Source organism: Streptomyces mirabilis (assembly GCF_039503195.1).
In the GTDB taxonomy this organism is placed as follows: Bacteria; Actinomycetota; Actinomycetes; order Streptomycetales; family Streptomycetaceae; genus Streptomyces; species Streptomyces mirabilis_D.
In genome coordinates, this window is the sequence record NZ_JBCJKP010000001.1 from 7135993 (window position 1) to 7162527 (window position 26535).

Below are 26535 nucleotides of genomic sequence, written 5' to 3' on the forward strand. Positions count from 1 at the left end.
AGAGAGCCGAGTCCACCACCATGAGCACCAAGCACACCCTCTCCGTCCTCGTCGAGAACAAGCCGGGTGTCCTCGCCCGGATCACCGCCCTGTTCTCCCGCCGCGGCTTCAACATCGACTCGCTCGCCGTCGGTGTCACCGAGCACCCCGACATCTCGCGCATCACCATCGTGGTGAACGTGATCGAGGCGCTGCCGCTCGAACAGGTCACCAAGCAGCTCAACAAGCTCGTCAACGTGCTGAAGATCGTCGAACTGGAACCCGGCTCGGCGGTGCAGCGCGAACTCGTTCTGGTGAAGGTGCGCGCCGACAACGAGACGCGCTCCCAGATCGTCGAGATCGTCCAGCTGTTCCGCGCCAAGACCGTGGACGTCTCACCGGAGGCCGTCACCATCGAGGCCACCGGCGGCAGCGACAAGCTGGAGGCCATGCTCAAGATGCTGGAGCCGTTCGGCATCAAGGAGCTCGTCCAGTCCGGCACGATCGCGATCGGACGCGGGGCGCGTTCGATCACGGACCGCTCGCTTCGCGCGCTCGACCGATCAGCCTGATCCTTGGTAGGGGCGGTCGGCGATCACCGACCGCCCGTATACCGAGACCCGAAAACTTCCCTTCCCCCGCCCGCCGTACGGTGGGACGCAACACCGCACACCAAGGAGAACCCCAGTGGCCGAGCTGTTCTACGACGACGACGCCGACCTGTCCATCATCCAGGGCCGCAAGGTCGCGGTCATCGGCTACGGCAGCCAGGGTCACGCCCACGCGCTGTCGCTGCGCGACTCGGGTGTCGACGTCCGCGTCGGTCTGCACGAGGGCTCCAAGTCCAAGGCCAAGGCCGAGGAGCAGGGCCTGCGCGTGGTGACGCCGTCGGAGGCCGCGGCCGAGGCCGACGTCATCATGATCCTGGTGCCGGACCCGATCCAGGCCCAGGTCTACGAGGAGTCCATCAAGGACAACCTGAAGGACGGCGACGCGCTGTTCTTCGGCCACGGTCTGAACATCCGCTTCGGCTTCATCAAGCCCCCGGCCGGCATCGACGTGTGCATGGTCGCCCCCAAGGGCCCGGGCCACCTGGTGCGCCGCCAGTACGAGGAGGGTCGCGGCGTTCCCTGCATCGCGGCCGTCGAGCAGGACTCCACGGGCAGCGCCTTCCCGCTCGCCCTGTCCTACGCCAAGGGCATCGGCGGCACCCGCGCGGGCGTCATCAAGACGACCTTCACGGAGGAGACCGAGACCGACCTGTTCGGTGAGCAGGCCGTTCTCTGCGGTGGCACCGCGGCGCTGGTCAAGGCGGGCTTCGAGACGCTGACCGAGGCCGGCTACCAGCCGGAGATCGCGTACTTCGAGTGCCTCCACGAGCTGAAGCTCATCGTCGACCTCATGTACGAGGGCGGCCTGGAGAAGATGCGCTGGTCGGTCTCCGAGACCGCCGAGTGGGGCGACTACGTCACCGGCCCGCGGATCATCACGGACGCGACCAAGGCCGAGATGAAGAAGGTCCTCGCGGAGATCCAGGACGGCACCTTCGCCAAGAACTGGATGGAGGAGTACCACTCCGGCCTGAAGAAGTACAACGAGTACAAGACGCAGGACGAGAACAGCCTCCTGGAGACCACCGGCAAGGAGCTCCGCAAGCTCATGTCGTGGGTCAACGACGAGGCGTAAGCCGTACGGCCGAGGGGCCGGAGCATCCGCTCCGGTCCCTTCGGTCAACCCTGGGTAACGCCCGTGAGCGCGACGTTGTCCACCCCGTCCAGCCACGGACGGGTGATCCTTCCACGGAGGCGCAAGAAGGCCCCCGTAGCGGCACTACACTGCTGCACAACATACGCGTCAGGCCCACAGCGTCGTGCGTCTTCCACGCGGCTCGAGCGACCCCGAAGAAATGCAGGCCCGCCCCCACGCCGCCCGGCACGCACTCTCGCCGCACCGGCCAAAGGCCCGAGTAGCTCCGCTACGAGGACCTTCGTCCGGCACGCCGACAGCACGCACCGAACGACGCGGGAACGCACCTAGACTTCCCCGGGGCCGCTACAACCCTCCACCGCATGCGGCCGTCGGGACGGCCGTCCGCATTGGATCTGTGAGGACTCACGTGAGCTCGAAACCTGTCGTACTCATCGCTGAAGAGCTGTCGCCCGCGACTGTTGACGCCCTGGGCCCGGACTTCGAGATCCGGCACTGCAACGGCGCGGACCGCGCCGAGCTGCTGCCCGCGATCGCCGACGTCGACGCGATCCTGATCCGTTCGGCCACCAAGGTCGACGCGGAGGCCGTCGCCGCCGCGAAGAAGCTCAAGGTCGTCGCACGAGCCGGCGTCGGCCTGGACAACGTCGACGTCTCCGCCGCCACCAAGGCCGGCGTGATGGTCGTCAACGCCCCCACCTCGAACATCGTGACCGCGGCCGAGCTGGCCTGCGGCCTCCTCCTCGCCACCGCGCGCCACATCCCGCAGGCCAACTCCGCGCTGAAGAACGGTGAGTGGAAGCGCTCGAAGTACACCGGCGTCGAGCTCGCCGAGAAGACCCTCGGAGTCGTCGGCCTCGGCCGCATCGGCGCGCTGGTCGCGCAGCGCATGTCCGCGTTCGGGATGAAGGTCGTCGCCTACGACCCCTACGTCCAGCCTGCCCGGGCCGCGCAGATGGGCGTCAAGGTCCTCTCCCTCGACGAGCTGCTCGAGGTCGCGGACTTCATCACCGTGCACCTGCCCAAGACCCCCGAGACGGTCGGTCTCATCGGCGACGAGGCGCTGCACAAGGTCAAGCCGTCGGTGCGGATCGTCAACGCCGCGCGCGGCGGGATCGTCGACGAGGAGGCGCTGTTCTCGGCGCTCAAGGAGGGCCGCGTCGCCGGCGCCGGCCTCGACGTGTACGCGAAGGAGCCCTGCACGGACTCCCCGCTCTTCGAGCTCGACCAGGTCGTCTGCACCCCGCACCTCGGCGCCTCCACGGACGAGGCGCAGGAGAAGGCCGGTGTCTCCGTCGCCCGCTCGGTGCGCCTCGCCCTCGCCGGTGAGCTCGTCCCGGACGCGGTGAACGTGCAGGGCGGTGTCATCGCCGAGGACGTCAAGCCCGGTCTGCCGCTCGCCGAGAAGCTCGGCCGCATCTTCACCGCCCTCGCGGGCGAGGTCGCGGTCCGCCTCGACGTCGAGGTGTACGGCGAGATCACCCAGCACGACGTCAAGGTGCTCGAACTCTCCGCGCTCAAGGGCGTGTTCGAGGACGTCGTCGACGAGACGGTGTCGTACGTCAACGCCCCGCTGTTCGCGCAGGAGCGCGGCGTCGAGGTCCGTCTGACGACGAGCTCGGAGTCCCCCGACCACCGCAACGTGGTCACCGTGCGCGGCACGCTCGGCGACGGCCAGGAGGTCTCGGTCTCCGGCACGCTGGCCGGCCCCAAGCACCTGCAGAAGATCGTCGCCGTCGGTGAGTACGACGTGGACCTCGCACTCGCCGCCCACATGGTCGTGCTGAGCTACGAGGACCGTCCCGGTGTCGTCGGCACCGTCGGCCGCATCCTCGGCGAGGCGGGCATCAACATCGCCGGCATGCAGGTCGCGCGGGCCGCCGCGGGCGGCGAGGCCCTCGCGGTCCTCACCGTCGACGACACGGTCCCGCAGAACGTGCTGAGCGAGGTGGCCGAGGAGATCGGCGCCACGTCGGCGCGCTCGGTGAACCTCGTCTGACCTTCGCAGTACGCGGGCCGGGGCCCGGTCACCTCAGGTGACCGGGCCCCGGCCGTGCGCGGGGGCCGGTCGTGCGCGGGAGTCCCGGGGGCGGCTCGACCAGCCCCTCCCGGTAGGCGATGGCCACGGCCTCGGTGCGGCCCGAGGCGCCCAGCTTGGCGAGGATGTTGGAGACGTGCACGCTCGCCGTCTTCCCCGTGATGAACAGCTCCTCGCCGATCTGACGGTTGGTGCGGCCGCGCGCCAGCAGCCTCAGGACATCGCTCTCGCGGGCGGTCAGCGCCGGGACACGGTCCGCGGCGGACGGTGAGTCGGCGAACCGACCGCGCCGGATGAGGGTGTCCAGCTCCTCGCGCAGCGGTACGGCGCCGAGCCGGACGGCGGTGTCGCGCGCCGCGCGGGCCCGCTCGGCGGCCTCCTCCCGGCGGTCCGCCACGAGCAGTGCCTCGGCCAACCGTCTTTCGCAGCGGGCCAGTTCGTAGGGATCGCCGTAGTCGAACGCGGCGACCGCCTGCTCCCAGGCGGCCACCTCGGGACCCGAGTGCGCGCGCACCCACTCCGCCTCGGCGCGGGCGAGCCAGGCCAGCCCCTCCGGTCCCTGCCGTGAGCCGTCCTCCCCCTTCGCGGCCGTGCTCCGGGCCACCTCCACCAGCTCGGTCGCGAGGTCCGCCCAGCGCCGGGCGCCCGCCTCGTCGCCGGTCAGACGCAGCTCGACGGCGGCGTCCGCGACCGCCGACAGAGCCAGCGCCGCGAGCCGCACACCGATGTCGGGCCGCTCGCTGCCGGAGCCGTCGCTGAGCGATGCGAGCGTCGCACGTACGGAGGCGACGGCGCCCTCGGGGTCGCCGCGCAGGGCGGCGGCGTCGGTCAGCACGATGCCCGCGACGAGTGTGGCCATCCAGTCGAACGGTCCGTCGAGCAGCGCGCGGGCCCGCTCGGCGGCCCCTTCCTCGCCGCGTGCCAGGGCGACGTACAACGCGGGCCCGACGGCGAAGCCGCCCGCCGGTGGCAGCCGTTCGGCGTCGACGGCGGCCGCCCGCGCGCACTCGTCCCAGCGGCCCAGGGTGTAGAGGATCAGGGACTGGAGGTAGCGCAGCTCCAGCGCGTACGGGGAGGAGACGAGGCCGGAGCGGTTCGCCCGCTCGAGTCCCTCGGCGAGCCAGGTCAGGCACTCGTCCAGGGCCCCGGACTCGTAGGCCCCGATGGCGAGGTTGAACAGCGCGCGCATCTCGACGGAGACATTGCCGGCGCGCCGGGCCAGGTCACGGGCCTCCCGAAGCCGCTCCCGGCCCTCGGCCGTACGCCGGTTGTGGTCTTCGAGACCGACCAGGGAGATGATCAAGTCGGCCTGGGCGTCGGCGAGTCGGAGCTCCTCGGCGGTGCGCAGCGCCTGCCGGGCGACGCGCTCGGCGTCCTCGTCGTGGCCCATGTACCGCGCGGCCATGACATGGGTGGCCGCCGCCCACACCCAGGTGTGCGACGGGGGCTCGGCCGGGATCATGGCCAGTGCCTCGCTGCTGTAGGTGAAGGCGGCCTTCAGACTGTCGACGCGCATCAGATTGCCCGCGAGGGTGTAGCGGACGCGGGCGGCGAGCTCCGAGTCCGCGTCCGACCCCGCCCTGGCGAGGGCGGCGCGGGTGAGGGAGACCGCCCGGTGGGTCTCCCCGGCGTGCGCCGCGGCGGCGGAGGCGCGCAGGGTGAGCGTGACCGGGTCGCCCTTGCGGGGGCGGGCGCCGGGGTCCACGGCGGGCCACAGTTCGAGCGCGGCCTCCACGTGGTGCAGCTCCTCGGCGGGCGCACCGACCCGCTGGGCGTGGTCGGCCGCTTCCAACGAGGCGGTCAGCGCGTCCGCGAGATCGTGGCTCTCCCGCGAGTGATGGGCGCGCTCGGCCGCGCTCTCCGCCGTGTGACCGCGTCCGGCGAGGAGTTTGGCGAACGCGCCGTGCAGCCGGACCCGCTCGCCGGGCAGCAGATCGGCGTAGACGGCCTCACGGGCGAGGGCGTGCCGGAAGGAGTACGTGGCGTCGTCGCCGGGGACCAGCAGCTGCCGTCCCACGGCCTCCCGCAACGCCGACTCCAGCTCTTCCTCGGGCAGTTGCACGGCGTCACGCAGCAGGTCGTGCTCGACGCGCCGCCCGGCGACCGCGGCCGTGCGCAGCACCTGCTGGGCGGTGTCGGAGAGTTGCTCGATCCGGATGAGGAGGAGGTCGGCGAGGCCGCTCGGCATGGCGGGCGCCGCCGGGTCGAGGTCGCCAGGCAGCGCGGCGAGCAGCTCCTCCGCGTAGAAGGCGTTGCCCTCGGCGCGGTCGACGATGCGGCGGACGGTGGTGTCGGAGAGGGCGTCGGTCCGCAGGGCGCGGACCAGGCGGGCCACTTCGGCGTCGGCCATGGGGCGCAGTTCGAGCCGGTCCACGGAGGGGAGCCGGGCCAGTTCGGCGAGCAGGGGGCGCAGGGGGTGGCGGCGGTGCAGGTCGTCCGAGCGGTACGAGGCGAAGAGGGCGAGGTGGTGGGTGGGGGAGCCGGGGGTCGGGTTCTGCAGGACGCCTCGGCTGAGGAGGAAGCGCAGGAGGTCCCTCGATGACTGGTCGGCCCAGTGGAGGTCTTCGAGGACGAGGAGGAGGGGGGTGATGTCGGCGGCGTCCGCCAGCAGGCCGGCCACGCCCTCGAAGAGTCGCAGCCGGCTGCCGGTGTCCGTGTCGGTCCCGCTGCCGGAGCCCAGCAGGCGCTCGACCGCCGGGTGTGCCGCGAGGGCGGCGGCGAAGCGCTCGTCTCCGCCGAGCACGCCGAGGATCTCCGTGAACGGCAGATAGGGCAGGCCCACGTCGCCGAGGTCCACGCAGTGGCCGGTGAGCACCGTCATGCCGGTGCGGGTGGCATGTGCGGCGGCCTCTGTCAGGACGCGGGTCTTGCCGACGCCGGCGTCTCCGGAGAGGACGACGGCGCGGGGGGTGCCTGAGCGGGCGCGGTCCAGCACGCCGGTGAGCCGGGCGAGTTCGTCGTCCCGGCCGATGAACGGCGTATCGGATGTCTGTGCCACGCCGCCCATCCTGACACGCCCCACCGACACGGTCCCGCCCCTTTGTCCTCGCCCCCGCCGCCCCTGCCCTCCCCCAAGCCCTCGGCTTCGCTCGAGCAGGGGACCCCCGTCATCCCCAGGAGCTCCGCCCCTTCGACCCCAGTGGGGACTGCCGCCCCCAGACCTCTCGCGTCGGCCTGAACGGCCTCGTCCCGAACGCCGGACGGGCTGGGTGGTGCGGCTCGGGGTGGGTGGGGTTGAGCGGGGTGGGCGGGGCATCGCCCTTCGGCCTCGTCCTCAAGCGCCGGACCGGCTGGATGGCGTGGGCCGGGGCTTTTAGGGGCGCGGGGAGTGGCGCGACCGGACCCCGCCGCCCGCAGACGAAGCACTCAGGGAGGGCGGGGTTTCGGGGCGCAGCCCCGCATGAAGGGCGCGGGGAGCGGCGCGATCGGTCCTCACCGGCCCGCAAGCGAAGCACTCAGGGAGGGCGGGGATCCGGGGCGTAGCCCCGCCCGAAGGGCGCGGGGAACTGCGCGACCGGACCCCGCCCCCCCCGTAGTCGGAGCGCACAGCCGGGGTTCCAAGGGCGTAGCCCTGGTGAAGCGGCGTCAGGCGGGAGCCTGTTCGGGGTGGGGGGCCTCGGCCCCGATCTCCCGCACCCGCACGCGCCGCAACGTCGCGGACGCGACCCCCGCTGCCCCCAGCAACAACACCGCCCCCGCGATCGCCGCCGCCTGCATCCCACTGGTGAACGCCTCCCGCGCGGCCCGCACCAGGGCATCCCCCGCGCCGCCCGGCAACCGGTGGGCGACCGCCAGCGCGCCGCCGAGGGTCTCCTGGGCCGGCGCCGGGGCGCCGGACGGAATCTCGTGGCGGTAGACGGCCGTACCGATGGACCCGAGGACCGCCATACCGAGCGCCCCGCCGAACTCGGCACCCGTCTCCAGCAGCGACGACGCGGCGCCCGCGTTGCCGACGGGGACGGTGCCCAGCGCCAGATCCATCATCTGGGACATCACGGTGACGATCCCCGAGGCGAGGACACCGGCCCCGGCGAGGACCAGCCACATCGAGTCGGTCCCGGTGAAGGCCAGCAGACCGTAGCCGCACGCGCCGAGGACGAAACCGCCGGAGACGACGTGGGCGCGGTGGACGCCCATCTGCACCAGCTGCGCGGCGACCGGCGCGGCGACCCCGACCAGGACCGTCGGCAGCAGTGACCACAGCGCGGCCTCCATGGAGCTCTTGCCGAGGACCGACTGCAGATACTGCGTGGTGAAGTACGCCGACCCCATCATCCCGAACGCGGAGACCAGGTTGAGCACGACGGCGGGTGCGAAGCCCCGGCCCCGGAACAACTCGGGGGAGATCAGTGGGGACTTGGCGGTGCGCTGGCGCTGGACGAAGAGCGCGGCGAAGACGAGACCGACGACGATCGAGGCGCCGTACTCGAACTTCCAGCCCTCGGACGGGATTTCCTTCACGCCGTAGATGACGGGCAGCACGGCGGCCATCGACAGCGGCACGCTGAGCAGGTCGAAACGGCCCGGTTCCGGGTTCTTGGACTCGGGGAGCAGGATCGGGCCGAGGACCAGCAGCAGCACCATCGCGGGCAGGTTGACGAGGAAGACCGAGCCCCACCAGAAGTACTCGACGAGGACGCCGCTCATCACCGAACCGAGCGCGATGCCGCCGGTCATGACGCCGGACCACAGACCGATCGCCTTCGCGCGCTGCCCGGGGTCGGTGAACATCGTGCGGATGATCGCCATCGTCGACGGCATGAGGGTGGCGCCACCGATGCCGAGGACCGCGCGGGCCGCGATCAGCATCTCGGCGCTGTCGGCGTAGGCGGCCATGACCGAGGCCGTGCCGAAGGCGGCGGCGCCGATGAGGAGGAGCTTGCGGCGGCCTATGCGGTCGCCGAGGGAGCCCATCGTCATCAGCAGTCCGGCGAGCACGAACGCGTAGATGTCGAAGATCCACAGCTGCTGGGTGCCGCTCGGCTCCAGGTCCGCGCTGATCGCGGGGATCGCGAAGTAGAGGACCGAGACGTCCATCGAGACCAGCAGGAGCGGAAGCATCAGGACGCCGAGGGCGGTCCATTCGCGGCGGCCGGCGAGGCCTCCGCCGGGTGCGGGGGTGGTGCTCGTCGAGTGCTTCGAGTTCGTCATGGCAGGGACTGTACGGGCGTATTAAACGCTTGTCTAGTACGGTTGTTTAAAACAATCGTCTGGGACGTTTGTCTGTATCGGGGGTACGCTGATCGGCATGGGACACCGTGAGGATCTGCTCGAAGGCGCCAAGCGCTGCCTGCTGGAGAAGGGGTTCGTGCGCACCACGGCGCGCGACATCGTGAAGGAGTCCGGGACGAACCTGGCGTCCATCGGCTACCACTACGGGTCGAAGGACGCGCTGCTGACGCAGGCCTTCGTGGAGCTGGTGCAGGAGTGGGGCGAGAAGTTCGCCCCCACCAGGAGCGCGAGGACGCACCCGGGGGTTCCGTGGAGCGGTTCCACAGCGTGTGGGCGCGGATGCTGGAGTCCTTCGAGGAGTTCCGGCCCGTCTGGGCGGCCAGCATGGAGATCGTGACGCAGGGGGAGAGGGTTCCGGAGCTGCGGAAACTGATGGCGAAGGCGCAGATCGAAGGACGGTCCGGGCTCGTCGCGATGCTCACGGGTCTGGACGAGGAGACGCTCGACGAGCGCACCGTCCAGTCCCTCGGCGGCTTCTACCAGGCGCTGCTCAACGGTCTGATGGTGCAGTGGCTCTTCGACCCGGCGAGCGCCTCCACGGCGGACGACCTCACGGAGGGGCTGCGACGGGTGATCGAGGGCGCGACCGGGCCGCGGGACTGAGGCGTCACCCGGCCACGACTCCGGTCGGTGAGGTGCGGGTCGCACGATCGGATCGCGCGTCGCGGTACGCCGGGATCAGCGCCACCAGCATCAGTGCGGCGGTGACGGCGAGCGCCGACGGGTACCCCGTCACCCCGGCCAGCACGCCGAAACCCGCCGCGCCGACGCCCATGCCACCGTCGTACGCGATGTTCCACAGCGCGGTGACGGTGCCGTATCCGGTGGCCGGAACGCGCGCGTACATCAGGGTCAGCGTGGCGTTCTGGGCGATGCCGAAGCCGGTGCCGAAGACCGCGACTCCGACGAGGACGGCGACGGGACTGCCGGTCACCGCCGTGATCGACAGGCCCCCGGCCGAGAGGACCAGGCCGGGCACGAGGAGTCGCGCGGGCCCGTGCCGGTCTCCGTACCGGCCGGCCGCCCACCGGGCCGCGGTCGACGCGGCCGGCTGCACGAAGAGGGCCACGGCGACGACCGTGCCGTAGGCGGCCGGGACCGCCAGCGGCAGGAACGTGACGACGATCCCGGCGGCGAGGGCGGTGGTCGCGAAGACGGCCCCGGGCCGCATCAGACCACCGGTGCGCAGCCCGGCCAGCACCCCCACCGGCTTCCCGGACGTCGGCTCCCGGTCCGGCAGGCCCGGTACGGCGACGATCGCGGCCAGCGCCGCCACGCCCGCGGCCACGGCGACCGGCCCGTATCCGGCGTGCGCGGCGAGCCACACGCCGAGCGGCAGCGCGATCAGCGACGGCACTCCGGAGACCACGCCCACCAGCGCGAGGCCCTCCCCGCGCCGCTCGGCCGGAATGAGCGACGCGGTGAGCGCGCCGCCCGCGACGAGCGTGAGCGCGAAGCCGAGGCCGCGGACGAGACAGACCGTCACGATCCACGCCATGCCGTCGGAGACGGTCAGGACCAGCGCGGGAGCGCCGAGCAGGGTGAGACCGGCGATCAGCGCGACCCGGTAGCCGTAGCGGGCGACCAGGCGGGGAGCGGCCAGCTCGCCCAGGACCGTGGAGAGCATCAGGGCGCCGGTGGCCAGGCCCGCCCCCGACGTCGTGGCGTAGCGGGGCACGACCGACAGGAGCAGGAAGAAGCTCACCGAGGCGCCGACCATGCTCACGAAACGGAGCAGCAGGGGGCGGGTGAGGAGAGGGGGCCTTGAAGCTGCCGCCGGGACGCGGGGCCTGGTCGTTGTCATGGGAACGACGGTAGGCAGCCGCCGGACCCCCGGTAAGCTCCAATTCCATGCCGTTGCAGTGGGCCGGTCTGTCACCCGAACTGCTCCTGTCCGTCGACCGGGAGAGCGGCGAGCAGCTGCGCGCCCAGCTCGAAAGGCAGCTGCGGGACGCGATCCGCACGGGCCGCCTCGGCGCCGGCGAGCGGCTGCCCTCCTCGCGTGAACTCGCCCGCGAGATGGGGCTGTCCAGGGGCCTCGTCCAGGACTGCTACGCCCAACTCCAGTCCGAGGGCTACCTCGTGACGCGCGTCGGCTCGGCCACCCGGGTCGCGGCGTGCGCCCACGTGCCGCCCGCGCCAGCACCGCACCGGAGCGCGCCCGAGCGGCCCATCGCCGACTTCCGGCACGGCGTGCCGGACCTGACCGGCTTCCCGCTCTCCGACTGGCTCTGGGCGCTGCGCGAGGCGGGCCGCACCCTGCCGACCGCGGACCTCGACTACGGGGATCCGCGCGGGAGTTGCGTGCTGCGCGAGGTCGTCGCCGGATATCTGCGCCGGGTGCGTGCCGCCGCGGCCGACCCCGAGCGGATCGTCGTCTGCTCCGGCTACGCGCAGGGCCTGGGCCTCGCCCTGGAGAGCCTGGCCGGGGCGGGGGTGCGTGTCGTGGCGTACGAGGACCCGGGCGCCCCCGCCACGGTGACGGCGGCCGCGGCCGCGGCGGGTCTGACGGCGGTGCCCGTCCCGGTCGACGAGCAGGGAATCGACGTACGGGCGCTGCAGGCGACCGGGGCACGGGCCGTCGTCGTCACCCCCGCGCACCAGTGGCCCACCGGCGTCGTCCTGGCGCCCGAACGCCGGCTCGCGCTGATCGAGTGGGCGACGCGGCGGGACGCGTACGTCGTCGAGGACGACTACGACGCGGAGTTCCGCTACGACCGTGAACCCGTCGGAGCCCTGCAGGGACTGGCCGCCGACCGGGTCGTCTCCATCGGCACCGTCAGCAAGTCCCTCGCCCCGGCGCTGCGCATCGGCTGGCTGCTCTGCCCGCCCGCGCTCACCGCCCCGATCACGGCGACCAAGCTGCGCACCGACCGCGGCTCCCCGACCCTCGACCAGCTCGCCCTCGCCCGACTCGTCGAGTCCGGCCGCTACGACCGCCATCTGCGCCGCATGCGCACGACCTACGCGGCCCGGCGTACGGCCCTGGTCACGGCCCTCGCCGCACACGCCCCGGAGGTCCGGCTGACGGGCCTCGCGGCTGGGTTCCACGCCGTCGCGCACCTGCCCGGCACGGACGCGGCCGCCGAACGGGCCGTCGTCGACGGGGCGCGCGCACGGTCCGTCGGCCTGTACGGGATGAGCGCCTGTCGCTCGAACCGGGCGACGGCGCCGCCCCAACTCGTCCTGGGCTTCGGTGACGTGGGGGAACGCGCGATCACGGAGGGCATCGCGACGATCGGCGACCTGCTCGCCGGCGCTGGTCGGCCCGGACGGCTCGCGGCCGGCCAGGACCGGTCCTAGCACCGAGGACCGGTCCTAGCACCGAGGACCGGTCCTAGGACCGGCGCAGGGCCGCGCGCCAGGGTTCGGGTACCGTCTCGCCGTACTCGACGTCGGTGGTTCCCACGAGGGCGGCCAGGTCGGCGAGTTGCCCGGTGACGGCCTTGCGCAGGGCCACCGTCGGTCTGACGTCGGGCTCCAGGTAGAGGCCTTCGACCAGCAGGGTGCCCCGGTTCCGGTCGCGACGGGGCGAGACACGGCCGACCAGGCGGTCCTCGTGCAGGATCGGCAGCAGGTAGTACCCGTACTCCCGTTTGGCCTTGGGCACGTACATCTCGTTGCGGAAGGCGAAGCCCCACAGGCGTTCGGTCAGGCGCCGGTCGCCCACGAGGTTGTCGAAGGGGGAGAGCAGCGCGGTGCGCCCGTGCCAGTCACCGGCGCGGATCGCCTCCAGCTCGGCCATGGCGTCGACGTGCACGTACCACGTCTCGGTGGTCGAGGTCGCCCCCTCCACCCGTACGGGTAGGACGCGACCCTCCCTCGTGAGAGTACGCAACACCTCGGCCAGGCCGTCGTACTTGCCCCGCAGGAAGTACTGCTTGATGTCCAGGGGGCGGGCGACGCCGAGGGCGCGCAGCGTGTGCTCCACGGCCGTGGTCACCATCTCGCGCGCCGACACCGCGACCCGGTCGGCGCCGGGCGGCAGACAGGCGTCCGGGAGGCCCCACAACCGCCGGCCCGCCTCGCGCCCCGCGACCATGATCCGGCCCTGAAGCCACAGGAACGTCAGCATCCGCTCGACGTTGCGGCCGGCGGTCCAGCCGCTGGAGGGCCACTCCATGACCGAGCGGTCCTCGAAGGCGTCGGTGGGCAGCGGGGTGCCTTCGGCGAGCCGGGTGAGGATGTGCGCCAGGAGCCCTTCGTTGGCCTCCATCCAGACCTTGGTCAACGACAGGTTCTTCGGGGGATAGCCGTCCATCGACACCCGGTGGATCGGGTAGTCCTCGGTGAGCACCAGTGCCGCTGCGTGCGCCCAGTACTCGAACAGCCACCGCTCCTCCCACCACAACGCGCCGAGATGCGAACCGGCTCCCGCCCCGAGGCGGCTCCACACCACGAGCTCATGACTCGGCGCCACGACGCTGATGGGGTCCAACTGCAGATAGCGCAACGACCGCAGAACGGCCCGCAGCCCCTCCCCGTCGCCCGGCGGACGCACCCCGCCGAGCCACTGCCGCGACAGCGCCAGCCGACGCGCCTCCACCTGACTGATGGTCAACTTCTGCTGAGACGTGGGCATTCCCGGGTCCCCCTACTCCCTGCGCAGCGCACCGTCGCCCGAGTCCGAGGCGAGCGTTTCGACGGCACACCCTACGGCTGATCGCCGCGCGCGGGCATCACAGCCGCGCCCCCTTCAACGCCATGTGCAGCAGCAGGCGGTCCTCGCCGTCGTCCAGGTCGAGGCCGGTCAGCTGCTCGACGCGGGACAGGCGGTAGTAGAGGGTCTGCCGGTGGATGCCCAACTCCGCAGCCGTACGCCCCGCCTGGCCCGCGCAGTCGAGGAACACCTCGGCGGTGCGGGCGAGTTCGCGGTGAGCGGGGGAGAGGAGGGTGCGGACGGCCGGGTCGTGGGCCGCCTCCGGGGGGAGGGCCGTGAGGAGGCGGAACGGGCCGATGGAGGCCCACTCGGCGACCGGACCGAGGCGGGGTTCCGCGAGGACCGCGCGGGCGGCGGCGGACGCCTCCTGCCAGGCCGCCCCCAGCTCGGCGAGGCCCACCCGGGCCCCGGCGACACCGGCGGCCACGGTCGTCCCGGCGCCCTTCGTCGTTCCGGAAGTCCCGGGAGTCGACGAAGGCCGGGGCGCCGCCGTTCCCTGCCCGCCCCCGCGCTCCCCGTCCGCCTCCCGTACGAAGCGTGTCGCCGCCGTGAGTGCCGGAGTCAGTACGTCCGCCGAGCGCAGCCGTACGAGCAGGGCCAGGCTCTGGCCGGTGGCTCCCCACGGCACCGTGCACAGCGCGGTCGCGCCCGGCACCGTACGGACCGAAGGGGCGTCGTCGGGGTCGGCGGAGGGCCAGGGGGCGACGCACACCACCGCGTGCAGGCCGTCGCCGCGCGGGCCTAGGGCGGTGCGCAGCTCGGCCACCGCCATGTCCCGCTGCCAGCCGCGCTCGGCGGTGAGGACCGCCCGCAGCTCGCGGGTGAGGTCCGCGCCCGCCTGTGCCTCGTCCGCGAGCAGGTCGCCGATGCGGGCGGCGACCTCCATCGCCGCGGAGAGCTGTGCCTCGGACGGGCCGGGGTCGTCCTCCAGCAGCCAGACATAGCCGAGGACGACACCCCGATGGCGTACCGGCAGACAGATCCGGCCCCGGTACACGCCCGCTTCCGGGGTGGGCGGGATGTGCACGGGGGCCGTCGCGCGTGTGATGCCGAAGCCCTCGAACCAGGTACGGACCGTCGCCGTGGAGCGACGGGTGAGGATCGAGCGGGTCCGTACGGGGTCCAGGGCCGACGGGTCGAGCTCGCCCTCGCTGTCGTAGGCGCCGAAGGCGATCAGCTCGAAGTCCCGGTTCTCCAGCGTCGCGGGCACGCCGAGGAGCGCCGAGATCTCGTCGACCAGCTCCTGATAGCCGCCGTGATCGACACGGTGCTCCCGGTGCTCTCTGTGCTCCCTGTGTTCGTCGCTCACCCGGGCATTCTCCCGCAATTCCGCAGCCCTTCATACATCTGTCTGAGATCCAGGGCACGGATGCGTGACAGCTGTCGATGGCTCAGGATCGGAGGGATCCTTAGGTTTCACGGTGGTTCTCCGTGCCGTACCCGAATGGTCGGGATACGGCCTTCTGCTCGCCTTGTTGTGGAGGTGCCCCGTGCTGGGTCCCGTGATTCTCGCCGCGTCGCGCAGCGACCGGATGCGCCGCTTCGTGTCGGCGGCCCCCGGCACCAAGCAGGTGGTCGCCCGCTTCATCGCCGGTGAGAGCGTCGACCAGGTCGTTCCGGTCGTCCAGGACGCCGTCGCCAAGGGTCTGGAAGTCACCCTCGACGTCGTCGGCGAGGACATCACCACCCGCGAGCAGGCCTTCGCCGCCCGGGACGCGTACCTGGAGCTCATCGAGCACCTGAAGGAGCTGGACCTCGGCACCAAGGCCGAGATGTCGATCAAGCTGTCGATGTTCGGACAGGCGCTGGAGGGCGGCCACGAGCTGGCCCTCGCCAATGTGCGCCCCGTCGTCGAGGCCGCCGCCGCCATCGGCACCACCGTCACCCTGGACGCCGAGGACCACACCACCCTCGACTCGATGTTCGCCATCCACGAGGAGCTGCGGAAGGACTTCCCCCGGACCGGCTGCGTCATCCAGGCCTACCTGTACCGCACCGAGGCCGACGCCCGCCGCCTCGCCGCGAGCGGCAGCCGCGTCCGCCTGGTGAAGGGGGCCTACAAGGAGCCCGCCGAGGTCGCGTACCAGGACAAGGCCGAGACCGACAAGGCGTACGTCCGCGTCCTGCGCGTCCTGATGGAGGGCGAGGGGTACCCGATGATCGGGTCCCACGACCCGCGCCTCATCTCCATCGCCCAGGAGCTGGCGCGCAAGGCCGGGCGCAAGCTGGACGAGTACGAGTTCCAGATGCTGTACGGCATCCGGAGCGAGGAGCACCTGCGGCTCGCCGCCGAGGGCCACCGCATGCGGGTGTACACCGCGTACGGCACCGACTGGTACGGCTACTTCATGCGCCGCCTGGCCGAGAAGCCGGCCAACCTCCTCTTCTTCGCACGCTCGATTCTGACCAAGGGCTGATCCACGGGCCGAGCCCGAACCACCCGCTCATAAAGGAGTTACGGAAACCATGGACGCTGTGACCCAGGTCCCCACCCCCGTCAACGAGCCGGTGCACGGCTACGCCCCCGGTTCGCCCGAGCGCGCCCGCCTGGAGGCCAAGCTCAAGGAGCTGGCGGAGAACCCGATCGAGCTGCCGATGACCATCGGCGGCGAGAAGCGGCTCGGCGGCGGTGAGCGCTTCGAGGTCGTGCAGCCGCACAACCACAAGGCCGTCATCGGCACCGGCGCGCACGCCACCCAGCAGGACGCGCAGGACGCCATCGACGCGGCCCTCGCCGCCGCGCCCGCCTGGCGCGCGATGTCCTTCGACGACCGCGCCGCGATCATCCTGCGCGCCGCCGAGCTGCTGGCCGGCCCCTGGCGCGAGACGCTGGCCGCCTCCACCATGCTCGGCCAGTCGAAGACCGCCCAGCAGGCCGAGATCGACTGCCCCTGCGAGCTCGTCGACTTCTGGCGCTTCAACGTCGCCTACGCGCGCCAGATCCTCGCCGAGCAGCCCCCGGCCAACTCGCCGGGCGTCTGGAACCGCCTCGACCACCGCCCGCTCGAAGGCTTCGTCTACGCGATCACGCCGTTCAACTTCTCGGCGATCGCGGGCAACCTGCCGACCGCGCCCGCGCTGATGGGCAACGTCGTGGTCTGGAAGCCGTCCCCGACGCAGACCCACGCCGCCGTGCTGCTCATGCGGCTCCTGGAGGAGGCCGGTCTCCCCAAGGGCGTCATCAACCTCGTCACCGGAGACGGCATCGAGGTCTCCAAGGTCGCCCTGGAGCACCGCGACCTCGCGGGCATCCACTTCACCGGGTCGACCAAGACCTTCCAGTACCTGTGGAAGACGGTCGGCAACAACATCGAGAAGTACCGCTCGTACCCGCGTCTGGTCGGCGAGACCGGCGGCAAGGACTTCCTGGTCGCGCACCCCAGCGCCGACCGCGCGGTTCTGAAGACCGCCCTGACCCGTGGTGCCTTCGAGTACCAGGGCCAGAAGTGCTCGGCCACCTCCCGCGCGTACATCCCGGCGTCCATCTGGAACTCCGGGTTCAAGGAGGAGTTCGCGGCCGAGGTCGACTACCTGACCATGGGCGACGTGACCGACCTCGCGAACTTCGTCGGCGCGGTCATCGACGAGCGCGCGTTCGCCAAGAACAAGGCGGCGATCGACCGGGCGAAGACCGACCCGGCCTGCACGATCGTCGCGGGCGGTTCGTACGACGACTCGGTCGGCTATTTCGTGCGCCCGACCGTCGTGGAGTGCTCGGACCCGGAGAACGAGGTCTTCAAGACGGAGTACTTCGGCCCGTTCCTCGCCGTGCACGTCTACGAGGACGAGAACTACGACGAGATGCTGACCCAGATGGAGTCGGCGTCCGACTACGCGCTGACCGGCTCGGTCGTCTCGGGCGACCGTGCGGCCGCCGCGTACACGATGGAGAAGCTCCGCTACGCCGCGGGCAACTTCTACATCAACGACAAGTCGACCGGCGCCGTCGTCGGCCAGCAGCCCTTCGGCGGCGGCCGTTCCTCCGGCACCAACGACAAGGCGGGCGCGCCGCAGAACCTGATGCGCTGGACGCTGACCCGCGCCATCAAGGAGACCCTGGTCCCGCCGACCGACTACACGTACCCGCACATGGGCTGATCAGCCCTTCCGAACCCGGGCCGGGAAGCCCGACCTCCGGGCAGGCTTCCCGGCCCGTCTCCATGTCCGGCCCGTCTCCGTCTCCGGGCGTCCGCGGGCAGAATCTCCCCATGGCCCGGACGCGGAGTGAGACGGTCGAGACCGGCGACGGAGTGCGTCTGTGGGCGGAGCGGTCGGGTGAAGGCCCCCCGCTCGTGCTGTGCCACGGCGGCCCCGGCCTGGGGGACATGTTCGAGGACGTGGCCGGAGCACTGACGGACCGGTCTCCCCGAACGCATGGCCCGCTGGCAGGAGTTGACGGACCGTCCGGTTTGCTCCGAGACCGCGGAACGGGAGCGTGCGGTGCTGCAGTGGTCCGCCGAGTTCGTGGACCGCGAGCGGGACCCGGGGCACCCCGGAGCTGTACGCCGCCTGCCAAGAACGCGACCTGCCCGTGGTCGTCGTCGACGGAGCGCTCGACATCCGGCCGCGCTCGGCGGTCGACTCACTGGAGAGGGTGCTGCCCCGGGTGCGCCGGGTGCCTTCCGGAGACCGGGCACCTGCCGTGGGCCGAGGATCCGAGGGGCTTTCGGGAGACGGTGACGGCGGCCCTGCGGTGGGCCGCCGTCCCCGCCGCGGCGGAGGTGGCGTTACCCGGCGAACTCCGTCCGCTCCCACCACTCGTACACCGGCAGCCTGCCCTCCGGCGTGTCCGCCTGCCGCGGGGTCGCCCTGAAGTGTTCGTATCCACCGCGCAGCTCGATCTTCACGTCCGTTCCAGGAGGCGGGACCGGGACGATCCGCTCGGGCAGATCGTCCGGGCCGCCCTCGAGCAGTGCTTTGGTCGTGTCGCTCATGACGTCACCGTTCCCCCTGCCGGAGCCCGATGTCGCATGCCGCGCGGAGGATCAGTCGTGTGGGCGAGCCGCTGCTCGGCCGTCGGCGGTCGCCGTGCACGAACGGCTCCCCCGACCCCGTTCGGGACCGGGGGAGCCACGGGTCGCTCAGGTGGGTCAGTTCTCGCAGGTCGTACGGCCTTCGCGCGCGCGACAGGCGAGCGCCGCGAAGCCGCCGTCCGCCACCACCGGTACGGTCAGCGTGCCGCCGCCCCGGACGACGTGCGTCTCGCGCACCAGGCCCGACGGACCGTCCGTCAGGGTCTCCACCAGCCAGCGGCCCGCGCTCAGCCGCAGCGGTACGTCGACCGTGCGGGCCGCGCCCGTGAACGTGCCGCCGATGAACCACCGGCCGTCGGCGGCGCGCCGGGCGAGGACCGCCGAGCGGCCCGGATCGCCGGTCAGCAGCCGGGTCTCCTCCCAGCGGGCGGGAAGCTGCTCCAGATAGCGGCGGGCCTCGGGCCGCGCGTCGTACGACTCCGGGGTGCCGGAGAGGTTCTGGATCCCGGACTCGTACAGGACGCTCAGGCCCAGCTCACCCGCGTCCGAGGCGACGTTCGGGCGGTACGGGCGGTGGAAGGCGCCCGGGGTGAAGTCCATGGAGCCGATGACATTGCGAGTGAAGGGGAGCGAGGCCAGCTGCTCCGCGGTGTTGTTGCGCTTCTCCTCGCCGCCGACACCCTCCATCGACATGACCTGCGGCCAGGTGCGCTGGATGCCCTTGGGGATCGTCGAGCCGTGGAAGTTCACCATGAGGTGGTGGCGGGCCGTGGACTCCAGCACGTCGTCGTACCAGCGCATCCGCTCCTGGGACTCCGAGTCCATGAAGTCGATCTTCACGCCCTTGACGCCCCAACCCGCGAGCGTGGAAAGCCACTTCTCGCGCTCGACGGGATCGGTCAGCAGGCTGTAGTGCAGCCAGACGTGGATGCCCACGCCCTTGGCCGCCGCGTAGCGCACCAGCTCCGGCATCCAGCTGTCCGTCTGCCACCGGGGATCGATCACCTCCCAGTCGCCGGTCTTGTAGTACCAGCCCGCGTCCACCACTTCGTACGGCCAACCGCGCTCGGCCGCGTAGTCCACGTACTTCTCCTGCGCGGTCAGGCTCTGTCCCGCCTCCTTGCCGCCCGCCAGCCAGGTCCACAGCGCCGGGCCCGGCTTGATCCAGGAGGTGTCGCGGACCCGGGACGCCGGGGCGAGGTCGTCGGTGAACGTCGACTCGGTGACGGTGACGAGATCACCGGTGACGATCGCGCGCCAGGGGGTGGTGAGCGGGCCGGTCGTCAGGATCGGCTCGTCGTTCCAGAGACTCAGTCCGTACGTCGACGAGTCCGCGGTGTGCGTCAGATGGGCCCCCGCGTAGGTGCCGTTGACGTCCGACTCGGCGATCAGGGCGTAGTCGCCGTCGGCGGCGGCGCCGTTGCCCCCGTCCGTCCTGAACAGGCCCTGCATCATGTATGCGCCCGCCGGCGCCGCCGCCGCGGACTCGTAGCGGGTGAAGCGGAGCTCGTTGTCGGCGCGGTAGCCGCCGAGGAGGGCGTTCGCGCCGGTGGGGAGGGTGAAGGCGGAGGCCTCGCGCAGTACGTTGCCGTGGTTGTGCGGCATGACGTAGCGGTAGGCGACGCCGTCGCGGGCGACTCGTGTCACCAGGTCGAGCCGGGCTCCGTCGGCGGTGCGGAAGCGAAAGCGGGCCTCGGTCATGCGGGCGACGCGCTCGCGGGACTTGCCGGTCGGGCTCGTGTAGCGCTCGGTGATCGTGCGTTCGGAGCGTCCGGTGAGGGTCAACCCCCGGGAGAAGTCGGTCTGTTCGGTGACCAGGCCGAGGGGGAGGGCTCCAGGACCGTTCTGCCCTCGCGTCTGACGGCGAGCGTGGGACGTCCGTCGGACCGATCGAGCGCGACGACCGCCGTCGGGGAGCCGTGCGGCCCCTTCACCTCCCAGGCGGCCCGCGCCGTCCCTTCGGCGCGGGCGGGGAGCGCCGCCACCGCCGTGGCGAGCAGGGTGGAGCAGAGCGTCAACACGATGGTGCGGGCGCGTAACTGGACCGACATCAGGAACCCTCCTTCTCGCAGTCATCACCTGTAGTCATCCGATGATTGTGAGAGTGAAGGTGCGCAATGGGCCTGTCAAGGCGTCTGACCGCATCAGAGGTAGGATCAATTTTCGATGTCGCGCCTGACCTCCTCCGCCACCCGCGTCAGCGCCCCGCGCAGCCACCGGTGCGCCGGATCCGTGTCCAGCCGTACGTGCCAGGCCTGGCCCGACGAGAACCCCGGCAGGTCCAGCGGAATCTCCAGCACCGCCAGCGGCATCCAGCGTGCCGCCTCCCTCGCGACCTCCGCCGGGACGAGCGCCAGGGCGTCGGTGCGCAGGACGAAGAAGCAGGCCGCGCCGAAGGTGGGGGCCGTCGCCAGGACGTCGCGGCGCAGGCCGAGCCCGGCGAGGTGTTCGTCCACCACGCTGTGCGCCCGGCCGCGCCGCGTCACCGTGATGTGCGGCAGCGCGGCGAACCGCTCCGGCGTCAGCGGCTCGCCCGCGAACTCCGCGCCGGCCCGCGCCACCGCCACCATCCGGTGTTCCCGCAGCGTCGAGGCGCGCACGTCGTGTGGCAGCGGGTCCGGCAACTCGCCCACGTCCAGGTCGACATGGGTGCGCAGATCCGCCGGGTCCTCCTCGCCCTCGGGCAGCAGTCGCAGCCGTACGCCGGGTGCCTCCCGGGCCACCAGTTCCAGCAGCGGGGCGCCGAGGGACAGGGCGACCCCGTCGTTGGCACGGATTCTGAACTCCCTTCGCAGGGAGGAGAGTTCGATGTCGGTCGGCGGTCGCAGCGCCGCCACCGCGCCCGCCAGCGCGGCCTGCACCCGAGGCTGCATCTCCCGCGCGCGGGGTGTCAGGGTCAACCCCCGCCCCGACGGGACGAGGAGCGGGTCGCCGACCACCCGGCGCAGCCGGCCCAGAGTGCGGCTCATCGCCGAGGGGGAGACGTTCAGTTCGGCCGCCGCACCCGCCACGCTTCCCGCGCGCAGCAGGGCGTCGAGGGCGGGCAGGAGGTTCATGTCGGGGAGGGGAGCGGTCAGCCCGGACCCGGACGACGCATGCGCTGAATGCTGCATGGGACGCAAGGCTACGTGAAGCAATCGGACCTTGTGTGCAGCAATGGGCGCCCCGAACCTGGACCCATGACGGATTCTCACCGGCGCGGCACCGCGACCGCGCTCCTCGTCGCGGGCTGCTTCTTCATGGAGATGCTGGACGGCACGATCGTGTCGACCGCGGCTCCGCAGATAGCCCGGGACCTGCACACCGCCCCCACTTCCGTGGGCCTGGTCATCACCGCCTACCTCGTCACCCTCGCCGTCCTCATCCCCCTCTCCGGCTGGCTCACCGCCCGTTTCGGCCCACGCCGGGTCTTCCTCACCGCGATCACGGTCTTCACCCTCGCCTCCCTCGCCTGCGCGTTCGCCCCGAACCTCGGCGCGCTCGTCGGCACCCGTGTGCTGCAGGGCGTCGGCGGCGCCATGATGGTGCCCGTCGGCCGGCTGGTCGTCCTGACCGGCACCGCCAAGCGGGAACTGCCGCGCATGGTCGCGTACATCGTGTGGCCAGGCCTCGTCGCCCCGGTGCTCGCGCCCCTGCTCGGGGGCCTGATCACCACGTACGCCTCCTGGCACTGGATCTTCCTGCTGAACGTGCCGCTCGGCGTGGTCGCCCTGCTCGTCGCGCACCGCCTCATCGCACCGGCCCCGCGGGACGAGATACCCCCGCTTGATCTCGTCGGCACCCTGCTCACCTGCACCGGCCTCGCCGCCCTGACCTGGACCGCGCACCTGCTCTCCGACCCGGCCGGAGGCGGAGGTGCTCAGGCCCGGACGGTGGCGGTCGGCGCGCTCGCCGTCGTGGCGCTCGCCGCGGCCGTGCGGCATCTGCTGCGCACCCCGCACCCGCTGGTCAACCTGCGCACCCTGGACGTCCAGTCCTTCCGCGTGTCGGCGCTCGACGGCTCGCTCTCCATGGCGGTCGTCGCCGCCCTGCCCTTCCTCCTCCCGCTGCTCTTCCAGGAGGTGTTCGGCTGGAGCGCGGTGAGGTCGGGCGCGGTGGTGCTGTTCGTCTTCGTCGGGAACATCGGGGTCAAGCCCGCGACCACGTATCTGATCAACCGCTTCGGCTTCCGTCCGCTGCTGATCGTCTCCACGCTCGGGCTCGCGGTCACCACCGCGGCCTGCGCGCTGTTCACCCGGGGGACGCCGGTCGCGGTGATCGCGGTCGTCGCGGTGCTCTCCGGTGTCGCCCGTTCGGTCGGCCTCAGCGGCTACGCGACCATCGCCTTCAGCGAGACCCCGCCGGAGCGGCTGCGCGACGCCAACGCCCTCTTCGCGACCTCCCACCAACTGGCCGCGGGGCTGGGCGTGGCCGTCACCGCCGTCGCGCTTCGCGGGGGCGCGGCGCTGACGGACGGGACGCGCTCGGCGTATGCCGTCGCGTTCGTGGTGCTCGGCGTGCTGTGTCTCGTTCCGACGGCGGGCGCCCTGCGGCTGCACCCGGCGGCGGGCGATGCCGCGCGCACTGTTGTCCCAGCTCAGGGCCGTGTGACCCAATCCACCGTCTCAGATAGTAGGAAGTCCGACTAACTGTGGAGACAGATGCCCCTTCCTCGCTTAGTTTTGTAGGAGCCGAACGTCTCGCTAGACCAAGCGAATGGCGGTCGTGAGCCGGAGCCCCTGGCAGGCAACCCCTGCGGCACCGTTCCCCGCCCCCGGCGTCTCGTATCCCTCCCTCATCGCACTTCCGGTGGTCCGTTCCGGGCCGCTTTCCGGAGGCAAGGAGTCGATTCATCATGGCCGAGACGACCGTCCGCCGAGTCCGCCACGTGTCCCGCACGAGCGAGTCCGACCGCAAGAACGCGGCCGCCGCCCTCCAGCGCGCCCTCGACCGCAGGGACAACGGCGGCGAGACGGGTCACTGACCCGCCCGCACCACACCACCCCCATACCGGGAGCCGCACCCGCACGGGGTGCGGCGCGGGGTCCACGCCCCGCGCCGCACCTCGGAGTGCTCGGCCGCCGCCGTGTGCTCAGTGACCGCGCCGCACCTCGAAGTGGTCGATGCGCCCGCCGCTCTCCGCGAGCGCCGACACCTTGAGCCGGGGCGTCGTGCCCGCCTCCGCCTCCACCGAGAGGAAGGAGAAGCCGGCGTAGCGCACCCGGGACCACTCCACCGTCTCCCGCTGCTGGTCCTGCGACTTGGTCCAGTGGAAGCTGCTCACCGACTCGTGGCGGCCGACGTGCCCCTCGTAACTGTCCTTCACGCCCGACGGGAAGCCGTACAGATCCTTGCCGCCGCCGCCCGCCGTGACGTAGACGATCCCGTCCCGTGTCGGATCCGTCGAGCCGCCCACCGGCACCGCACGGCCCACCGCACCCTTCTTGACGGCGTCCGTCCGCTCGTACACGTGGTTGTGCCCGTTGATCACCAGATCCACCTGGTGCTTGTCGAACAGCGGCAGCCACGCCGCGCGCACCCCGCCGTCGGAGGCGTGCGCGGACGTCGAATAGGCGCAGTGGTGGAAGAAGAGCACGATGAAGTCCACCGCCGCCGAGGAGCGCAGCTCGCCCAGCTTCCTGTCCAGCCACTTCGTCTGCTGCCCGCCCGAGTAGCCCTGGTTGGCGGGAATCTCGTACGACACGTCGTTCGCGTCCAGTGCCACGACACCGACGTTGCCGTAGGTGAAGGAGTAGACGCCCGGTGCCGTCCGTGGGTCGAAGCCGCTGTCCGGGAGGGAGAAGCGGGCCGCCTGGCCGCCGTAGCCGTCCGGCGAGTACCAGGCCTCCATGTCGTGGTTGCCGGTCGTCACCATCCACGGCACCGACTTCGCCACCGGTTCGGTCTGCTTGAGGAACAGGTCCCAGTACCCGGGGTCGAACCCGTCCGACTTCTTGCCGCTCCCGGTCCCGTCCGCGTAGCAGATGTCACCCGCGTGGAGGTGGAAGGCGGGGTTCTGGCGCAGCAGCACCTTGTCGTTGGCGAGCGCGGCCGAGCTGACACCTTGGTCGCCGAAGGCGGTGAACACGAACTTCTCCGGGTTCGCGGGCGCCGTGCGGAAGGAGCCGACGGTCGACCCGTGCGCCGGCGAGGCCGGGTCGAAGCCGTCGTGGCCGACGCCGTAGTAGTACGTCGTGCCGGGCCGCAGACCGTCCAGGGCCGCGTGCACGTAGTACTGGTCCAGTGCCGGCCGTACGCCCGTGACCCCCGGCGTGTGCAGGGCGCGGACCTCGGCCCCGACCTTCCGGCTCAGCTGTCCGGGATGCGTGCCCACCCGCAGATACGGCCTCCGGACCGCGAGCGGCACCTGCCAGGAGACCCGCATCTGGGTCTTCGGGTCGGCGCCGAAGGCGAGGTGACGGCCGAAGGGGGTGACGACGGAACCGTGCGCCTGCCCGGTGACGCTCGGGCTCGGGGCGGAGCCGCGCCTCACCGTTCCCGACGGGGACGAGCAGCCGGCCAGCAGCCCGCCGCCCGCGAACGCACCCGCCGACACCAGGGCGCGGCGCCGCGTGAGCTTCGTACGCAGGTACTCGTACTGCTCCGCCATGCTCATCCGGCTCGCGAGCTGCTCCGGAATGCCGAAGTCGGGAAGGTCCATGCTGGTGAACTTCCCAGCAAGTCCCAACGCCCGCCATACGTACGGGTGAACGCACATCGACGAAACGGTTCGCGACACCCCGAGGATGTCCGGATGGCGGACACCTCGTGTCATTCCATGGGACACGGAGTACGGTGCCTTCATGTCTCGCAGCATCAATCTCGCAGTGATCCCCGGTGACGGCATCGGCCAGGAGGTCGTGGCCCAGGGGCTGAAGGTGCTCTCCGCCGTCCTTCCGCAGGATGTGAAGCTGGAGACCAAGGAGTTCGACTTCGGGGCCAAGCGCTACCACGCCACGGGTGAGACCCTCACCGAGGCCGACCTCGACGCCCTCAAGCAGCACGACGCGATCCTGCTCGGCGCGATCGGTGACCCCTCGGTCCCGTCCGGCGTCCTGGAACGCGGCTTCCTGCTCAAGCTCCGCTTCGCCTTCGACCACCACGTCAACCTGCGTCCGTCGAAGCTCCTTCCGGGTGTCGCCACCCCGCTGGCGGGCCAGCCGGAGATCGACTTCGTCGTGGTCCGCGAGGGCACCGAGGGCCCGTACACGGGCAACGGCGGCACGATCCGCAAGGGCACCGAGCACGAGGTCGCCACCGAGGTCTCCGTCAACACGGCCTTCGGTGTCGAGCGAGTCGTCCGTGACGCCTTCGCCCGCGCCCAGGCCCGCCCGCGCAAGAAGCTGACGCTGGTCCACAAGAACAACGTGCTGACCTTCGCGGGTCACCTCTGGACGAACGTCTTCAACAGGGTGGCCGAGGAGTTCCCCGAGGTCACCACGGACTACATCCACGTGGACGCAGCGACGATCTACCTGGTCACGGACCCCGCGCGCTTCGACGTGATCGTCACCGACAACCTCTTCGGCGACATCATCACCGACCTCGCCGCGGCCGTCTCCGGCGGCATCGGCGTCGCCGCGAGCGGGAACATCAACCCCTCCGGTGAATTCCCCTCGATGTTCGAGCCCGTGCACGGCTCGGCGCCCGACATCGCGGGCCAGGGCAAGGCCGACCCCAGCGCCACCGTCCTGTCCGTCGCCCTCCTGCTGCGCCACCTCGGCTACGAGGCCGAGGCCGCCCGCATCGAGGGCGCCGTCTCGGCCGACCTCGCCGAGCGCGTGGGCAAGCCCACCCGCAGCACCGAGGAAATCGGCGACGCGCTCGCCGTACGAGTAGCCGGCTGACCCGCCGCGCCACTTACGTCTCGTAGGAGCCGCCGGGTCGCATCCGCACCCGGCGGCTTTTCCTATGCCCTCGCCGGGTGTCACCATCAACAACCCCTGGGCAACCCCTGGGCCGTCTTC

General features: G+C 71.6%; 17 protein-coding genes and 2 pseudogenes. 10 read left to right on the forward strand and 9 right to left on the reverse strand.

Annotated elements, in window-relative coordinates; all coding sequences use genetic code 11:
- Positions 1-20 precede the first annotated feature (20 nt).
- The 3 genes from ilvN (at position 21) to serA (ending at position 3685) form a co-directional block, all read left to right on the forward strand.
- On the forward strand, positions 21-551 hold the full coding sequence (gene ilvN, locus AAFF41_RS32855; RefSeq protein ID WP_054234575.1) for an acetolactate synthase small subunit: 531 nt from the start codon (positions 21-23) through the stop codon (positions 549-551).
- A gap of 115 nt (positions 552-666) precedes the next feature.
- The gene (gene ilvC / locus AAFF41_RS32860; RefSeq protein WP_054234574.1) at positions 667-1665 is read left to right on the forward strand and encodes a ketol-acid reductoisomerase; all 999 of its coding nucleotides are present in this window, start codon (positions 667-669) and stop codon (positions 1663-1665) included.
- A gap of 430 nt (positions 1666-2095) precedes the next feature.
- Complete coding sequence (serA, locus tag AAFF41_RS32865) at positions 2096-3685, forward strand: phosphoglycerate dehydrogenase (RefSeq protein ID WP_319747083.1); 1590 nt, start codon at positions 2096-2098, stop codon at positions 3683-3685.
- A 28-nt stretch (positions 3686-3713) separates the two neighbouring features.
- Here serA and AAFF41_RS32870 read toward each other — a convergent pair whose 3' ends face one another.
- Both AAFF41_RS32870 and AAFF41_RS32875 read right to left on the reverse strand, forming a co-directional pair.
- Positions 3714-6722 carry a helix-turn-helix transcriptional regulator gene (locus AAFF41_RS32870; RefSeq protein WP_425526180.1) on the reverse strand — a complete coding sequence of 1003 codons (3009 nt, stop codon included), beginning with the start codon at positions 6720-6722 and terminating at the stop codon, positions 3714-3716.
- 587 nt (positions 6723-7309) lie between these two features.
- Positions 7310-8875, reverse strand: coding sequence for an MFS transporter (locus tag AAFF41_RS32875; protein ID WP_319747085.1), 1566 nt, complete (start codon positions 8873-8875; stop codon positions 7310-7312).
- A 97-nt stretch (positions 8876-8972) separates the two neighbouring features.
- On the opposite strand from AAFF41_RS32875, the pseudogene AAFF41_RS51715 reads away from it, so the two are divergent.
- Positions 8973-9559, forward strand: a pseudogene (locus tag AAFF41_RS51715) (TetR/AcrR family transcriptional regulator).
- A 4-nt stretch (positions 9560-9563) separates the two neighbouring features.
- Here AAFF41_RS51715 and AAFF41_RS32890 read toward each other — a convergent pair.
- Positions 9564-10760 (reverse strand): MFS transporter, encoded by a 1197-nt coding sequence (locus AAFF41_RS32890; RefSeq protein WP_319747089.1) that lies wholly within the window; start codon positions 10758-10760, stop codon positions 9564-9566.
- A 47-nt stretch (positions 10761-10807) separates the two neighbouring features.
- On the opposite strand from AAFF41_RS32890, the gene pdxR reads away from it, so the two are divergent.
- A complete protein-coding gene (gene pdxR / locus AAFF41_RS32895; protein WP_319747091.1) occupies positions 10808-12259 on the forward strand; it encodes a MocR-like pyridoxine biosynthesis transcription factor PdxR in 1452 nt (483 codons plus the stop codon).
- A gap of 34 nt (positions 12260-12293) precedes the next feature.
- On the opposite strand, the gene AAFF41_RS32900 is transcribed toward pdxR, so the two are convergent.
- Entirely contained in the window at positions 12294-13538 is a 1245-nt protein-coding gene (locus tag AAFF41_RS32900; protein WP_319747093.1) for a winged helix-turn-helix domain-containing protein, read from the reverse strand.
- A 97-nt stretch (positions 13539-13635) separates the two neighbouring features.
- Positions 13636-14925, reverse strand: coding sequence for a PucR family transcriptional regulator (locus AAFF41_RS32905; RefSeq protein ID WP_343325083.1), 1290 nt, complete (start codon positions 14923-14925; stop codon positions 13636-13638).
- 181 nt (positions 14926-15106) lie between these two features.
- Between AAFF41_RS32905 and AAFF41_RS32910 the strand changes: the two genes are divergently transcribed.
- Entirely contained in the window at positions 15107-16033 is a 927-nt protein-coding gene (locus AAFF41_RS32910; RefSeq protein WP_054234566.1) for a proline dehydrogenase family protein, read from the forward strand.
- Positions 16034-16082: 49 nt separating this feature from the next.
- Entirely contained in the window at positions 16083-17714 is a 1632-nt protein-coding gene (pruA, locus tag AAFF41_RS32915) for an L-glutamate gamma-semialdehyde dehydrogenase (protein WP_099920514.1), read from the forward strand.
- Positions 17715-18343: 629 nt separating this feature from the next.
- Here pruA and AAFF41_RS32920 read toward each other — a convergent pair.
- The 3 genes and pseudogenes from AAFF41_RS32920 to AAFF41_RS32930 all read right to left on the reverse strand — a co-directional run bounded on the left by AAFF41_RS32920 (position 18344) and on the right by AAFF41_RS32930 (position 21702).
- Complete coding sequence (locus AAFF41_RS32920) at positions 18344-18550, reverse strand: DUF5988 family protein (RefSeq protein ID WP_054234564.1); 207 nt, start codon at positions 18548-18550, stop codon at positions 18344-18346.
- Between the two features lie 156 nt (positions 18551-18706).
- Positions 18707-20640 (reverse strand): annotated as a pseudogene (locus AAFF41_RS32925) (glycoside hydrolase family 97 protein).
- A 105-nt stretch (positions 20641-20745) separates the two neighbouring features.
- Positions 20746-21702 carry a LysR family transcriptional regulator gene (locus AAFF41_RS32930; RefSeq protein ID WP_319747097.1) on the reverse strand — a complete coding sequence of 319 codons (957 nt, stop codon included), beginning with the start codon at positions 21700-21702 and terminating at the stop codon, positions 20746-20748.
- A 66-nt stretch (positions 21703-21768) separates the two neighbouring features.
- On the opposite strand from AAFF41_RS32930, the gene AAFF41_RS32935 reads away from it, so the two are divergent.
- Both AAFF41_RS32935 and AAFF41_RS32940 read left to right on the forward strand, forming a co-directional pair.
- A complete protein-coding gene (locus AAFF41_RS32935; protein WP_319747099.1) occupies positions 21769-23217 on the forward strand; it encodes a DHA2 family efflux MFS transporter permease subunit in 1449 nt (482 codons plus the stop codon).
- 206 nt (positions 23218-23423) lie between these two features.
- Positions 23424-23552: a hypothetical protein gene (locus tag AAFF41_RS32940; protein ID WP_097286358.1), complete on the forward strand. Its 129-nt coding sequence runs from the start codon at positions 23424-23426 to the stop codon at positions 23550-23552.
- 108 nt (positions 23553-23660) lie between these two features.
- Here the strand turns inward: AAFF41_RS32940 and AAFF41_RS32945 are convergent, their stop codons facing one another.
- Entirely contained in the window at positions 23661-25229 is a 1569-nt protein-coding gene (locus AAFF41_RS32945) for a purple acid phosphatase family protein (RefSeq protein ID WP_343325084.1), read from the reverse strand.
- 142 nt (positions 25230-25371) lie between these two features.
- Here AAFF41_RS32945 and AAFF41_RS32950 point away from each other — a divergent pair, with 142 nt between their 5' ends.
- Positions 25372-26415, forward strand: coding sequence for a 3-isopropylmalate dehydrogenase (locus AAFF41_RS32950; protein ID WP_343325085.1), 1044 nt, complete (start codon positions 25372-25374; stop codon positions 26413-26415).
- The last annotated feature ends 120 nt before the right edge of the window (positions 26416-26535 follow it).

Bases quoted from the DNA above. Each gene is read 5' to 3' on its own strand.
- AAFF41_RS32950 (WP_343325085.1), top strand. From the start codon at position 25,372: ATGTCTCGCAGCATCAATCTCGCAGTGATCCCCGGTGACGGCATCGGC.
- AAFF41_RS32920 (WP_054234564.1), bottom strand. From the start codon at position 18,550: ATGAGCGACACGACCAAAGCACTGCTCGAGGGCGGCCCGGACGATCTG.
- AAFF41_RS32930 (WP_319747097.1), bottom strand. From the start codon at position 21,702: ATGCAGCATTCAGCGCATGCGTCGTCCGGGTCCGGGCTGACCGCTCCC.
- pruA (WP_099920514.1), top strand. From the start codon at position 16,083: ATGGACGCTGTGACCCAGGTCCCCACCCCCGTCAACGAGCCGGTGCAC.
- ilvN (WP_054234575.1), top strand. From the start codon at position 21: ATGAGCACCAAGCACACCCTCTCCGTCCTCGTCGAGAACAAGCCGGGT.
- AAFF41_RS32945 (WP_343325084.1), bottom strand. From the start codon at position 25,229: ATGGACCTTCCCGACTTCGGCATTCCGGAGCAGCTCGCGAGCCGGATG.
- AAFF41_RS32935 (WP_319747099.1), top strand. From the start codon at position 21,769: ATGACGGATTCTCACCGGCGCGGCACCGCGACCGCGCTCCTCGTCGCG.
- AAFF41_RS32900 (WP_319747093.1), bottom strand. From the start codon at position 13,538: ATGCCCACGTCTCAGCAGAAGTTGACCATCAGTCAGGTGGAGGCGCGT.
- AAFF41_RS32940 (WP_097286358.1), top strand. From the start codon at position 23,424: ATGGCCGAGACGACCGTCCGCCGAGTCCGCCACGTGTCCCGCACGAGC.
- AAFF41_RS32875 (WP_319747085.1), bottom strand. From the start codon at position 8,875: ATGACGAACTCGAAGCACTCGACGAGCACCACCCCCGCACCCGGCGGA.
- AAFF41_RS32890 (WP_319747089.1), bottom strand. From the start codon at position 10,760: ATGACAACGACCAGGCCCCGCGTCCCGGCGGCAGCTTCAAGGCCCCCT.
- pdxR (WP_319747091.1), top strand. From the start codon at position 10,808: ATGCCGTTGCAGTGGGCCGGTCTGTCACCCGAACTGCTCCTGTCCGTC.